This window comes from Brevibacillus laterosporus DSM 25, assembly GCF_002706795.1.
GTDB lineage: Bacteria > Bacillota > Bacilli > Brevibacillales > Brevibacillaceae > Brevibacillus_B > Brevibacillus_B laterosporus.
In genome coordinates this window covers 658,742-672,137 of sequence record NZ_CP017705.1, presented here as the reverse complement: position 1 = coordinate 672,137, position 13,396 = coordinate 658,742, and the positions used below count along the sequence as shown (strand labels likewise).

Sequence of the window (13,396 nt, the reverse complement as noted above, 5' to 3'; positions counted from 1 at the left end):
ATAGGAAAGACAGGACCCGATTAGGGAACCTGTCTTTTGTTTTTTCATCACGCATCTATTTACCTTCACGACATTTGTCATACACACGTAGCACTACTGCTAATACAGCCCAGACAGGCATAGGTTTATCTAAGTCATTTAACCATTCAGGGGACGTGATGATTCCCTCTGCTAGGGCACGCTTACCTACTTCTAGCTTCCAAGTGGCTACAAATTCCTCGGATGGGGCCTTTTTTTGATCATACTGGGTTAGGTTGTAGGCTTCGATTAATTTTTGTAGCTTTTCCGCATATTCTGGATCGGTAGCGTAGCCGGCTAGTTTTAGATGTTGGGCTGCTTGAAAAGGGGTAGTTGCTTGAATAACCGTTTTATAACGAGGGGTTAACAAGATTTGTGAATGATCTTCAATGGATTCAAGAAAGCTGTTATAGGCTTTGAATTCTTGTGTTTTCGTCACCCATGTACCTTGAAGATATTCTTTTGTTTCTACATGTACAGAGCCTGCTGGTCCTACCCCTTTTATTCCAAAAATGTTGTAGGATATCCGACCTGTAGCAGGATCTCTTGGGATGGAGTTACCAAATCCAGATTCTAAAATAGCTTGAGCAATGGTTATGGAGGCGTAAATATGATACTTTTCAAAGGCAAGCTGAGCTGGTGCACTTACAAGCGAAATGAAATCAGAGCGTTCCATAAAAAAGCACCTCCTTTAGACTGAATGTTGGAGTCAAAGAAGGCACTTATAATGATATAAGCACCTCCACTATGTATCATATTGGGGGGGTGCCATTTTGCTTGGACATATGTACAAAACGCTAAAAAAATACAAATTTAAGGCTTACGTGGCTGAAAATATTGAATTCTTCCGTTGAATAGATGAAGTTCTCCTTTTAGTTCACGGGCCAAATAGCGACAGTATTCGTTGCCTTTACTTTTATCGTTTTGAGTTGCCGTGTCGGGAATACTAACCTGAATGAAAGCGCGCTCCTGATCGTCTTTTAGATGTGTGCCTACGCCAATGATCACATATTTATAAAGATTCTGATCTTTACCCTTTAAAATGAAAAATGTGTCTTTTCCTTCCGCTGGTTCTTCGATATGATAGGGAAAGGAGGCATCTGTATAACTCCAATCCAATTGTTGACCTGTTTTACTGGTTTTATCTTGGTATTTTTGTAAAAATGTTTTGACATCATCAAGAGTAACCGTGGAGGCGATGGAACCATCTACTAGATATACATAGGCGGATTGCATATTCACGAATCAGTTCACTCCCATATCAAAAGTACGGATTTTTTCTACTTTAAGTGTAGCATTACAGTTCAGGCTTCTGCAAGCGGACACAAAAAACGGAAAGCAATTGATTATATTTTCTGAAAATAGTACAATGATGAAAATTTATACTTGTAGAGAGACAAAAATCAGTTGGGGGAATGGGAAAATGAAGGATACAGCGGTACGACAGGTGCATGAAGCGTTAAATACATTACGAGCAATCAATGTTGTGAACAAAGACGATTGGGAAAGAGCTGCAAAGGCAGCGAATTTGGACTCATCTGTACAATTAAATATTTTGTGGATCATTTGCTGCTACGAAGGAGTACGTGTTACACAGATTGCTGATTGGACGTTTTGGCATCCCTCATCTATTGTTATTCATATAAAAAAGCTGATGGAAAAACAATTAGTAAGCATTGAGAAATCCGATATTGATGGAAGGGTTGTTCATGTGTATCCTACAGGCGCAGGTCGTCAGGTTATTGAAAAAAGTAGGAAAAATACGCCTAGTCTCTTCCGTTTGACAGAGGCTTTGGAAAAATTGAAAGAACGTTACTCTGTTGTAGTAGTAGAACTGTTTTTTGAATGTATATCATTCCTTGCTCAGACATTGCACGGAGCAGATAAGGTGAGATGGATCCAGGAAGGCGAAGAGCGTTTTCCTGAGAATCAAAGCTCTGCCGGTTGAATATCCTCTGTAATAAGTACGGAAATAAAAGGTAAAAGTTTCAAATTATTTAAAAAAGGTTACATTTGAATGTGCAACTTTTTCAAATGTAAGGAATGGGCTTGATCGAAAGGAACTTTTTTATCTTCCATCTCATATTCTAATAAAGCCATCGTTGGGCTTATAACTAGGTAAAGATAGAATAGATGAGGAGATAAAAGATCATACAAGATGGGAGGGTATCGCGATGGAAGCAATGGAATTGTTGTATGACGTGAACGAAGATGCTAAAGTTCGTTTTCTAGGCTTTGCAACCGACACAACTCGCTATGATTTTGGAATCGTGTATACACATCGTTTTTTCGGGAAACCACTGGTGGTATGTATGCAGACAGGGCAATCAACGCTACTAAGTTCAGAAGACACCATGAATCCAAAGCATCTGCAACAAATCTTTAAATTGACTTGTCTGACCCAAGCAAATGAGCTCTCTCAATTCTTTCGTGATAACTTACCGTCCATGCCTTTTCAGGATCAATACTAGCCTAGATACAGTAGATAGTTGGAATATGACAGCCCCCTTCGCAATGAAGGGGGCTGTTGTTTTGGCTTTATTAAATGATTTAAAGTTAATGTGACATACTAATTATTCGGCTAATAATTGATTTGGGATTATAGCAATAAAAAACGGGCCAAACAGTTACATTCATTAGCCTATTGACAGTTAAAGTATGACGTATTAAGATTAATGTAACACATTTATAAAACTAATGTGACATAATAATTCAGTTCATTTGCAAGTACATTTATTCCATAGGGGGCTTATCATGACGACAATCGTTTGTCAGAAATGCGGAGACATCATTGAACATTTGGAATCACCACAGGTGAAAACGCTTTATGGTTTATGTGATTGCCCGTGCCATCAGCATGATAATGAACACGAATAGGTTTTGAAGATGTATTTTTTGAATATATCTAATTTCATTGATTATGTAGCACACTCTTTTTGAGTGTGTTTTTTGCTTTTTCATTTCCTGTCAAATATTTTTATTTACTTCTACATTTAAATGATAAATAATAAGAAGGATAAAGATATTGGAAATATTTTGTCGAGAGGAGTTACAAAATGAGGAAGAAAAGCTTTCAGCGATGGATAGCTGTTTTTGCCATGGCAACGACATTGGTTAGCAGTGTGAATCCAGCTTTCGCTTCTAATTATGATGAGGAAAAGATTTTAGTGAATGGCGATACTGCAGCTGCTCCCTATGGTATGGATTTTGATGGAGATTATGCTGTATGGGTAGAAGAATCTGGGAAGAATTATTCCATCGTGGTTTATGATGTGGATGATGAAAGTATCAAAAAGAAAATTTCTAGCAATAGTTCTAAGAAGGTAGCTCCGCGTATTGATAGAAATACAATAGTGTGGGCTCAACAGGAAAAAAATGGATATGAACTATATGCGTACGATCTAAAAAAAGATAAAGAACGTGTTCTTACAAACCAAGATGCAAGAGTAACTGATCCAGAAGAAATAGTTTTTAAGGACAATGTTGTAGTTTGGAAAGACAAGCGTGATGGTGGAACAAATATTTATGCGATTGAAGTAGGAAGTGACAAAGAATATCGCATATCTACAGGCGGAAAAGCAAGCCATCCTTCCGTTTATGATGACCAAGTGGTTTGGCAAGATGAACGTAATGGAAGATCCGAACTGTATCAAAATCAATTGGGTTCTTCCAAAGAGAACCTAACGTACTGGGGAAAATCTAAACCAACAAATCCCGTCATTTCTGATGATGACATTGCTTTCTTAAACAAATCAACCGGAAATATTGAAAAAACGCAAGTAGAGAGCAGTAAAAGCAAAGTGTTAACTCATGAAAAAGGAACTGAAGAGCTGTTTGATTTTAACGGACGTTATCTGTTATATGGATCGGGCAGCTCATTGTATTACCTAGATACAAACAAAGATGATTTGATTAAAGTCAATAATGATTTCAATCATAAAATGCCTCCTGTGATGAGCGGGCGTTATGTGCTATATGCTTCTGGTAAAACCAATAATTTGACATTGAAATTATTTGATACGAAAAAAGAGAAGAGCAAAACGCTGGGCAAGGGCGAAAATTTAAAAAATGTATCCTCTCCAGCAGCTAGCAAAAACTATGTGGCTTTTGTGAAGGAAGGTAAAAAAGAGTCTCGCGTAATGCTGTATGATGCAAAAAATCGCAAAACGATTACAATCTCCCCAGAAAAGCATGAAGCTGAGCATCCAGTGGTAAGTGATTCTTATGTGGTTTACTACGATAATGACGATAAGGTATTAGTGGCCTACGATATTGAAACAGGTGAATCAACGAAGATTACTACAAAGAAAACAGACGTAGTAGAGGGCTTGTATGCAATTTATAAAGACCATTTTGTTTGGGTAAGTGGTGGAAAACGTTCGAATACTGTTAACCTAACAAACTTGAAAAAGAATAAAACTTCTGAACTGCATGACTCCAAAGGTGGCATTCGCAGTGTAGCTATCAATAATCAGGCTGTAGCTTTGATTGATGGAGACGACGATAAGTACCAAGATATTGTCATTTACGATTATGAAGATGGCGGCCGTATTATGAAGGAAGAAGTGGAAAATGCAAAAGGTATCGGTCTTGGCGACAGATATGCAGCTTGGTCTGCTTACAATAGTGATACAAAAGACAAGGACATTTTCGTGTATTCCTTCAAGATGAATCGTACTGATCTTCTGTATGAAGAAGAAGGCGATCAAGAGAATCCAATCGTATCAAATAATATTATTTTCTATGAGACTGAAGTAGAAAAAGGTGGAGACGCAGTAGATAAATATGTCATGTATGACATGGATAGACAACGTTTCAGATCTCCATTTGTTAGTGAGGCTGATCCTTCTGAGATCGCAATTGGTGGCAATCGTTTAGTATGGGTGGATGACCGTGATGATGAAGGTCTATATACATCTGTACTTGGTTCTGATGACGACGATGACGACGATGAGGACGATGAGGATTAATACTAAACAAAAAGGCTGGTAGGATGTAATATCCTATCAGCCTTTTTATCTAATCAGTGAACCGTTATCTATTAATTAAAACATTTTACCGAAAAAGTATAGAAAGAAAATGCCGAACCCATCTAACAGAGTTAGCCACAATAGAAGGGATAGTGGCGGAGAAAAATGCTGCGTTTTCATTTCGCCAATATAATGATTGGCCATTAAGATGTTGGAGAAGAGGACAAGTAAGATATTGGGAGTCACCATCAGTAAGCTTGGGAATTGTAATCCTCTTGCAATTAGGTTAACTAAAGAGGCAGCAAGTAGTACAGTAACACCGTATACGACAGTCTCCAAACTAATTTGGATCAGCCAACGTAGACTGATTTTCTTATAACCGATTAGATAAGTGGTTCCGAATAAAAGAATCCAGCTACAACTAGCGGATATAATGACCCAGTACGCACCGAGATCAAATGACCAATGATCAAAATGTAAGCTGAGACTAGCTCCATATAAAGCAGAGCCGCCAATAGCAAGGATAAGATACCCAATCCATAGAAGGTAGGAATAGGGATTCGTGGTGGTGGATGTGGTAGTAGTGTTCATGTCATTTCTCCTTTTCTCAGGCGACGTAGGGCATATCTTATGTAAGTTCTATCTATTTACTATACGTCATAGAGTCTAGAAAAGTTTCGAAGTTTATTAGACAAGGGCCAAAAAAATCCCCTCCTTGTCCATAATGGCAAGGAGAGGACCTTTTTATGTGTTATTCATGTATTGCCGCTTGGCGTTTGACAACCTTGATGGTTTGAATGGTTTCATCTTCAGGACCCTGTACAGGCAGACCTACACGGAGGTTTTCTTTGATGTAATGAATGTTATCAGATGTGATAACCTCGCCTGGGAATAAAATTGGAATCCCAGGAGGATACACCATGATAAATTCCGTAATAATTCGACCTTCTGCATGCTCCAGAGGGACAATTTCTGTTTCAGAATAAAAAGCATCACGTGGAGAAAGAGAGATCACTGGAATTTCAGGAAGTGAAATTTCAACCAAATCACTTGGTTGGGCATGAGCAAATTCAACAGCTAAATGCTGTAAGGCAGCTACTAGTGTACCAATGGTTTCTTCTGTATCTCCAGCTGTCACAAAGCAAAGAATGTTGTAGAGATCGCTCATCTCAACTTCAATATTATATTTTTCGCGTAACCAATTCTCGACTTCCCAGCCAGTAATACCGAGATTACGTACATGAATGAGCAATTTAGTTGGGTCCATTGCGTACTCAGCCGGCATTCCTAATATTTCTTTCCCTACACAACGTAGTCGAGGAATTTTGTTAATGGCTTCTCTAGCGGCGCTAGCCATACGAATAGAATTTTCTATCATTTGTTTTCCGTGTATGGCTAAGTGTTGTCTAGCCATGTCTAAAGAAGCCAGCAAAATGTAAGAAGTGGAGGTTGTTGTTAGCATGCTCAGAATGGTTTTCACTCTGTCGACGTCTACAAGCCCTTCTCTTACGTTTAAAATAGAGCTTTGGGTAAGAGAGCCTCCTAGCTTGTGAACGCTGGTAGCAGCCATGTCTGCGCCTGCCTGCATAGCGGATAATGGCATATCTTCATGAAAATGTATATGAACACCGTGAGCCTCATCTACTAGAACAGGGATATTATACTCATGGGCTATTTCTACGATTTGTTGTAAATCCCCTGCAATTCCAAAGTAAGTAGGATTTATTACCAATAAGGCAGCTGCATCAGGATGTGCAGTTAATGCTTTTCGAACTGCTTTTGGCGTAATGCCATGAGCAATCCCTAGCTGTTCATCCATGATTGGATGTATAAATACTGGAATGGCACCGGCAAAAATAATGGCAGCTGTCACAGACTTATGCACATTTCGAGGCAAAATAATCTTGTCTCCAGGGTTGCAAGTCGCCATGATCATTGCCATGATAGCTCCGCTTGTCCCTTGAACAGAGAAAAAGGTATGATCGGCACCAAAGGCTTCTGCTGCCAAATCCTGTGCCTCTTTAATCATTGCTTTTGGATGGTGTAAGTCATCTAGTGGGGCGATATTGATTAAATCAATCGATAACGCGTTCTCTCCAATGAATTCTCGGAACGTAGGATTCATTCCCGTTCCTTTTTTGTGGCCTGGAATATGAAATTGAATGGGATTCCTCTCTGCATGTGCCACCAATCCGCTAAACAAGGGGGTCTTATCCTGTTTCATTATCGTATCGCCTCACTTTATTTTATAATTGTTTGAAAAACAACAAAATTGAGTATAGCAAATTAGGGGGGGAAAGCAAGTATTTTTTTTGCATAAACCCTATGGTGGCAGGATTTATCCCTTTTTAAGCAGAAAGTTTAAGAATAAAGGAAAGGAGGGAATTAGCAATGGAGACCAGAATTACCTCGTTACTTACTATAATGTACCCCATCGTACAAGGAGGATTAGCACATCTGGCGTATGCCGAATTAGCAGCCGCAGTATCCGAGGCAGGTGGACTAGGACAGATAACAGCTATGTCACTCTCTTCGCCAGATGCTTTGCGGACTGAGATTCAAAAGGTGCGCACATTGACCACAAAGCCTGTTGGTGTTAATTTTGCTATTGGACAACATGAGCGACCATATGAAGAAATGTTAGATGTGGCTATAGAAGAAGGTATTGGTGTTATCAGTATTACAGGAGGGAATCCAGAACCTCTAATTCGCCGAACGGATGGACATGGCATGAAACGTTTGGTGCTTGTATCAACAGTTAGACAAGCACAAAAAGCGGAAGCTGCTGGGGCTGATGCAGTGATGGCAGTTGGTCAGGAGGGTGGTGGTCATTTAGGGCGAGATGATATTGGAACCTTAGTACTCGTTCCTCGTGTTGTTGATTCGGTTAATATCCCTGTACTTGCAAGTGGAGGAATTGGTGATGGTCGAGGACTTTTGGCAGCGCTTGCATTAGGGGCAGAAGGTGTGGAAATGGGGACGAGGTTTATAGCTACGAAAGAGTGTATTCATGCACATGCTGCCTACAAGGAGGCGCTTATTCAGGCTACTGAGCATGATACCACTGTGATTAAACGCTCACTAGGCACTCCTGCGCGTGTAGTACGTACAAAAGGCTCTGAGTATATTTCCGAACTAGAGAAACAAGGTGTAGGATATGAAGGCTTGCGAGAATATATTAGTGGTTGGAACAATCGTCGGTTTATCTATGAGGGGGATGCAGAGCATGGATTTGGTTGGGCAGGACAAGTGGTTGGCCTAATCCATGATGTTCCTACTGTTCAGGAGTTGTTCGATCGAATGATGGGGGATGTCAATGCATTTCAAACAAATATGCAAAAAATGTTCCAAGGCAAGTAACGACACTGTTATTAATTTTTTATTAAAAAGAAGAACAGGTTCTTTACAATTACATGAAAAAGGACCTGTTCTTTTGCATATAGATAGTAGAAAGCATCTTTATTTACTAGTAAATACTTCTATTCATGGCGATTTAGCATGTACAAACGAGTAAGGACTTGGAATGTTTCCTCTAAGTGAGCAATAAGTGAATCACCGTTTCGTAGGATTGGATCATCCTTATCAATTGTGATTCCGCAAAGAATTTCTGCTTTTTTTACCGTTTGCAGACGCTGGATAAGATGCAATAGCCCTTCTTCACCCAGCTCATTTTGTGAAGTACTATGTGGTTGCATATGATCTGGTGACCAATGAAAGTGTCCTGGCACAAGTGACATGATTTTTTTCAAATGCTTTTCCATGTTATGCCCAATTTCTTGTTTAAACGGAGATTCATAAATAAGGGCATACCAAACAAACAGATGAGTGCCCCACAGTCCAATTTGGAAATGAGGATGTTTTTTGTAACCACGTTTATCATTTGCCCAAGCTACCCATGTATCTTTAGGTGGATTAACTGTACGACGTGCATGTTTTGCTACATGATAAAACATTTCATCTCCTAGTGCTAGTCCAAGCTGAGGAGCAAAATGTTCTCCCAGAAAGGTTAATTTGGGACGAATTTGATCTTTGATTCCTTCCATTCTCTCGTCTAATCCTTCAATGGAAAAAACCGCAAAATCCTCGGAGTGAAAGCCAGAAAAAGTGTTCATATGTAAACTCCTTTCAAATGAGTACACGATTTGTTCTATTGATTTGTAAATGCCTCTTTCCTTTCTCACAAAGCAAAAAGGGCTCTAGAGCCGTGAAGAAAGCGAATCTCTCTCCATATGATATCATACCACACTAATAAGCAGACTATCGGGGATTTTCCCAGAATGTAACTAGTTTGGTTTCATGACCTAAAATCGGGGTAAGTAAGTAACAGAACAGCATCCCTATTCGTATCCAATAGACGTAAGAAACGCCATCTCTCACTGGTTTTTCTTTAAAAAAACGCCAAAAAAACTTGAATGGGAGTGTCACAAAAATAGCTGAACAGTAATAGGATATACAACCCATTCCCAAGGGCTTATTTATAATCTGACTATTCAGTATATTTTTGGGGGATGAAGTGTATGAAAAAAACCTATAACGAGTTAGAGTACAGCAATATCATTGTTTGGTTTGACCGAACTACTTTCCTTTCTTTATTGGATACGCTTCATCAGAATGGATTAACTGTCAGAGTTAAAGAAGCAACTCATTCAATTCGAATGGATATTACAGCAGATAGCGGTGGGCATCAGTTAGTTTTAGCTAAAAGCGGAGAACGATACAAGCTTGAGGAATATCACTACGCTGTTCGGGACATTAGGCTAGCGATGATATTGTATCAATTTATTGAACAGACAAAAGGGCATGCAGTGGTCAAAATCATTAACGAACATCAAATCCTAGTAAAAAACATCAGATACGGGGAAGCCGTACGAATTGTTAAGATTAAAGGAGCTGAGAAAAAAGTGATCTATGAAAAAGCATGTAATGTGACCATGGACCAAGTGATTGCTGCCCTGAAAAGAAGGGATGCCGAAGAAAGAATTCCTGTATTACGACTAGAACTTGATTATGAATTAGCGACGCTATTCGATGCAATACAAAGCAAAAATAACGAGCAAGTGCAACGCTCAAAGGCACAATTAAGATTGCTGCGTAAGGAAATGTTATTACTGGAAGTATAGCTGAAATCATGATGGAATGGGCAGGGTGAGAATGAACCTTCAAGACACAGAGTTTATATGAAAAACGGCTTCTTCGATAGGAAGAGAGGCCGTTTTTCTTGTTACTCACAATAAAATGTGTAACTTTTTTACTGGAAACCGTTTCAAGTAATTGATCTCTTAATAGCTTGGCGGTAAAATGGATAAATATGAGTTGGTCGAGAAAGGAAGTATTTCTATGCAGCAAGTTTTACTGGCGATTCAGTCACCGTATGTTCTTCTAGGATTATGCGGATTTATACTGCTGAGCCTCGTGTATATTATCGTCTTACATACTAAAATGAATCGGTTACGAAAAAGAATGGATCGTTTCTTTGTTCGAGGCGAGGGAGACAACCTAGAAGAAACAGTTAATCGCTTGCTTGTTGATATGGATGCATGGGAAGGAAAGCTTAGCGATCAGCAATTTGTAGTGAATCGCTTATCCCAAAAAATGGCGACACAAGCAGGAAGTGTTGCAGTGCATCGGTACAATGCCTTTGGAGAAATGGGAAGTGATTTAAGTTTTTCTTTGGCATTTTTAGATGAACAAAAAAACGGAGTAGTCATTACAAGCATTTATGGTCGAGAAGAATCACGGACGTATGCTAAGCCGATTGAAAAAGGGACATCTGTTTACCATTTATCAGAAGAAGAGCTGATGGTGATTAAAAAAGCGATGACTTCTTCTGTATCCGTCCTATAAATTGTATAAATCTGCGAGATAGTGATAATATAGGAGGTTTTTTCATGTAATTGTCTATAAACTCTCTAAATCGCTATTTTCTTTGGAATCCTGTGTTTATTAGGCAGGATTTTTATTTTTTTTTGTGTATAATAAAGAGTAGAGAAGTGTATAAAGATAAAAGTAGGTGATCCGCCTTCATTACCCATTTTGAGTTTAGACTCACGGGGCGGCAAGGTCAGGTTCTACAGCGATCTTTTGTGGATACTTAGCTCCCTTTTCCGTGTTACCAGTCAACCAACCAGATACACATACGTAGCCGATTGGTATTTAGGAAAAACAATGAATTGGGGAGATTTGTATGGCACAGCGTTTAGCTACAAATTACGCAAACGCCTTTTTTACCATGACAGAGCAGGAATTAAAGCAATTTGTTCAACTCTTTGCAAAGGAAAGAGTTCTCTTAATGGAACAGATATTTGAAAATGGGGATCGTGACATCGTCATTGTAGATGGTAGTTCCGAAATACATCTTGCCTTCCAAAAATTTGAAAAACATTTTATTTGCGACAGTTCCTATACAATCAAAGATATCAGTCTTGCCAACGTGATGCGAAAAGCAATGAAAGCTTTTAAGGGTCATGCTGTTGTGCACCGAATTTACGAAAACTTCACGATTATTTATCATTATGATGAAGGTTCAGTGACAAAGATTGAAGAAGTAAATGACACCGAGGAATCCGTCATTTTTGAGCAGGACGGCGCAAGCTACGCCAAGGAATTGCAACATTTATATGCACAAACGTCTAGTGAACAAGAAATTACACAGTTGCGCGAAGAGACGGATCGTCTTCTTGACCTACGCAATTGGGTAGGGATACACAAACCAGACACGGTATCAATAATTGATCAAAAGTTATCTGCCGTTTCACATCGTTTGTTTGTACTAGAAGCATAAAAGTAATCAAAAAATGGGCACTGCTGGTGCCCACTTTTTGTATAAAAATGATTAACTAACGTTACCCAGAAAGCCTTGGTAGATCAAGAATTTTTGAAATTTTTTTGGATTTATTTGTGAAAAAATTTAATATTTGCAGAATTTATTTTTAAAAAAGTATTGTATTTTTCCCAGAACCATGATAATTTAAATCTCGTTGGAAAAACTAGATAGGAACCAGGATTCACTTCAAAGGGTGGACCAAAGACCCGCCCCCGTTAGTGAATGACGCAGGTCCTAGCGATGTTTCATTATCACACATGCTAGGAAGGGGGAACCGGAAGAATGGAATATTCTACTTTCGGAAGACACGTTGCCATTGACACATGGGGAGTACAATTTGATTTACTAAATGATGCAGATTTCTTGAAGAAACAAATGGTAGAAGCAGCAGAAGCATGCGGTGCGACTGTTCTAAGTGTACAGTCTAAACAATTTGCACCTCAGGGAGCAACTGTATTGGTTCTTTTGTCGGAAAGTCATCTTTCCATCCACACCTACCCAGAGCGCGGATTTGCCGCTTTGGATTGCTACACATGCGGGGAGACAGTGGATCCGCAGGTTGCCATTGATTACATGGTTTCTGTATTAAAACCGGAGAAAGTCTTTGCTAAAAAACTAATTCGTGGTTTAGGTGAATTAGAAGTTGTGGAACCAGAAATGAAGCTTTCTGCAACGACTAACGCATAAGACAACCATTATTATCGAACAAACAAGCAGAGGCGTCCAGCTAGTAGCAGGCGCCTCATTTTTTATTATACAAAAACAGGGCAGACGGTTAACGTTGCCCTGTTTTTGTTATTTAACGGAATGGAGCAGTTATTGTACGTCCAAGATCAGTAACTAACGCACCAAAATCTGAACCGACGTTAGATAAATTGCCCGTTACGGTATTTGGACCGGTCGTCATGTTAGTGCTAGTGTTAGAAAAGTTCGAGCGATAGTTGCCATCGATGCTTTTTACACGCGATAACATCTTGGAGTCAGATGTGACATAAACGCGATGATGAGGTGCTGCTTTAGCAACTACATCGTTTACCTCTCGTTCAATCGTACGGCGATGAGATGAATTTTTATGATCTTTCAACTCAATACCAACAACAGCTTCATTTCCATGGACGACGGTAGTCGCTGATTGGACGCCCTTAACCTTCTTAGCAGATGCTGTAATACGATCGGCAAGCTCACGATTATGAGCATGGTTTGCAGACATACCATGGTAACGTTGGCCATTGTTTGCGTAACCACGCATACGAGTGTCTGAGGATTGGTAAAAGCCCGTATAAGGGTAAGTTCCTCCATAGCCATTGTAATTACCAGTACCAAATGTTCCATAACCATTGTAGTTACCAGTACCAAATGTTCCATAGCCGTGGTAGTTACCAGTACCAAATGTTCCATAACCATTGTGGTTACCGGTACCTATTGTTCCATAGCCACTCGTTCTGTAAGATTGGGTTTGAGTACCTTGCTTTGGAGCAGTTCCGCAAGCAGTAACCGCTGTTAACAGTAAAAGACATGAAGCTGTATACAGGATTTTTTTCATGTTTGTTGGCCACCTCCATTAGGTAGTGTTAACAGAAGGCGA

At 39.4% G+C, this 13,396-nt stretch carries 15 protein-coding genes; 9 read left to right on the top strand and 6 right to left on the bottom strand.

The window, feature by feature from the left end; genetic code table 11:
• Window positions 1–55 precede the first annotated feature (55 nt).
• Both BrL25_RS03235 and BrL25_RS03230 read right to left on the bottom strand, forming a co-directional pair.
• On the bottom strand, window positions 56–694 hold the full coding sequence (locus BrL25_RS03235) for a glycoside hydrolase family 73 protein (RefSeq protein ID WP_018673373.1): 639 nt from the start codon (window positions 692–694) through the stop codon (window positions 56–58).
• 137 nt (window positions 695–831) lie between these two features.
• Complete coding sequence (locus tag BrL25_RS03230; protein WP_018673372.1) at window positions 832–1,260, bottom strand: DUF1885 family protein; 429 nt, start codon at window positions 1,258–1,260, stop codon at window positions 832–834.
• A 181-nt stretch (window positions 1,261–1,441) separates the two neighbouring features.
• Between BrL25_RS03230 and BrL25_RS03225 the strand changes: the two genes are divergently transcribed.
• From BrL25_RS03225 to BrL25_RS03210, 4 genes are all read left to right on the top strand, one after another.
• Window positions 1,442–1,966 (top strand): MarR family winged helix-turn-helix transcriptional regulator, encoded by a 525-nt coding sequence (locus BrL25_RS03225; RefSeq protein WP_018673371.1) that lies wholly within the window; start codon window positions 1,442–1,444, stop codon window positions 1,964–1,966.
• 226 nt (window positions 1,967–2,192) lie between these two features.
• Complete coding sequence (locus BrL25_RS03220) at window positions 2,193–2,489, top strand: DUF3055 domain-containing protein (protein WP_018673370.1); 297 nt, start codon at window positions 2,193–2,195, stop codon at window positions 2,487–2,489.
• Window positions 2,490–2,772: 283 nt separating this feature from the next.
• The gene (locus BrL25_RS03215) at window positions 2,773–2,895 is read left to right on the top strand and encodes a GapA-binding peptide SR1P (protein WP_081476759.1); all 123 of its coding nucleotides are present in this window, start codon (window positions 2,773–2,775) and stop codon (window positions 2,893–2,895) included.
• Between the two features lie 179 nt (window positions 2,896–3,074).
• On the top strand, window positions 3,075–4,988 hold the full coding sequence (locus BrL25_RS03210; protein WP_018673369.1) for a TolB-like translocation protein: 1,914 nt from the start codon (window positions 3,075–3,077) through the stop codon (window positions 4,986–4,988).
• Window positions 4,989–5,063: 75 nt separating this feature from the next.
• On the opposite strand, the gene BrL25_RS03205 is transcribed toward BrL25_RS03210, so the two are convergent.
• Both BrL25_RS03205 and BrL25_RS03200 read right to left on the bottom strand, forming a co-directional pair.
• Window positions 5,064–5,579 carry a hypothetical protein gene (locus BrL25_RS03205; RefSeq protein WP_018673368.1) on the bottom strand — a complete coding sequence of 172 codons (516 nt, stop codon included), beginning with the start codon at window positions 5,577–5,579 and terminating at the stop codon, window positions 5,064–5,066.
• Window positions 5,580–5,739: 160 nt separating this feature from the next.
• On the bottom strand, window positions 5,740–7,212 hold the full coding sequence (locus BrL25_RS03200; protein WP_018673367.1) for an aminotransferase class I/II-fold pyridoxal phosphate-dependent enzyme: 1,473 nt from the start codon (window positions 7,210–7,212) through the stop codon (window positions 5,740–5,742).
• Window positions 7,213–7,379: 167 nt separating this feature from the next.
• Between BrL25_RS03200 and BrL25_RS03195 the strand changes: the two genes are divergently transcribed.
• Window positions 7,380–8,348 carry an NAD(P)H-dependent flavin oxidoreductase gene (locus BrL25_RS03195; protein WP_018673366.1) on the top strand — a complete coding sequence of 323 codons (969 nt, stop codon included), beginning with the start codon at window positions 7,380–7,382 and terminating at the stop codon, window positions 8,346–8,348.
• A 119-nt stretch (window positions 8,349–8,467) separates the two neighbouring features.
• Here BrL25_RS03195 and BrL25_RS03190 read toward each other — a convergent pair whose 3' ends face one another.
• Window positions 8,468–9,100 (bottom strand): YktB family protein, encoded by a 633-nt coding sequence (locus BrL25_RS03190; RefSeq protein ID WP_018673365.1) that lies wholly within the window; start codon window positions 9,098–9,100, stop codon window positions 8,468–8,470.
• 405 nt (window positions 9,101–9,505) lie between these two features.
• On the opposite strand from BrL25_RS03190, the gene BrL25_RS03185 reads away from it, so the two are divergent.
• From BrL25_RS03185 to speD, 4 genes are all read left to right on the top strand, one after another.
• The gene (locus BrL25_RS03185; RefSeq protein ID WP_018673364.1) at window positions 9,506–10,108 is read left to right on the top strand and encodes a hypothetical protein; all 603 of its coding nucleotides are present in this window, start codon (window positions 9,506–9,508) and stop codon (window positions 10,106–10,108) included.
• Between the two features lie 217 nt (window positions 10,109–10,325).
• A complete protein-coding gene (locus BrL25_RS03180; protein WP_018673363.1) occupies window positions 10,326–10,832 on the top strand; it encodes a DUF4446 family protein in 507 nt (168 codons plus the stop codon).
• A 340-nt stretch (window positions 10,833–11,172) separates the two neighbouring features.
• A complete protein-coding gene (locus BrL25_RS03175; protein ID WP_018673362.1) occupies window positions 11,173–11,769 on the top strand; it encodes a hypothetical protein in 597 nt (198 codons plus the stop codon).
• A gap of 324 nt (window positions 11,770–12,093) precedes the next feature.
• Window positions 12,094–12,498: an adenosylmethionine decarboxylase gene (gene speD, locus BrL25_RS03170; protein WP_003336632.1), complete on the top strand. Its 405-nt coding sequence runs from the start codon at window positions 12,094–12,096 to the stop codon at window positions 12,496–12,498.
• Between the two features lie 112 nt (window positions 12,499–12,610).
• Here speD and BrL25_RS03165 read toward each other — a convergent pair whose 3' ends face one another.
• Window positions 12,611–13,354: a YhcN/YlaJ family sporulation lipoprotein gene (locus tag BrL25_RS03165; RefSeq protein ID WP_018673361.1), complete on the bottom strand. Its 744-nt coding sequence runs from the start codon at window positions 13,352–13,354 to the stop codon at window positions 12,611–12,613.
• Window positions 13,355–13,396 lie beyond the last annotated feature (42 nt).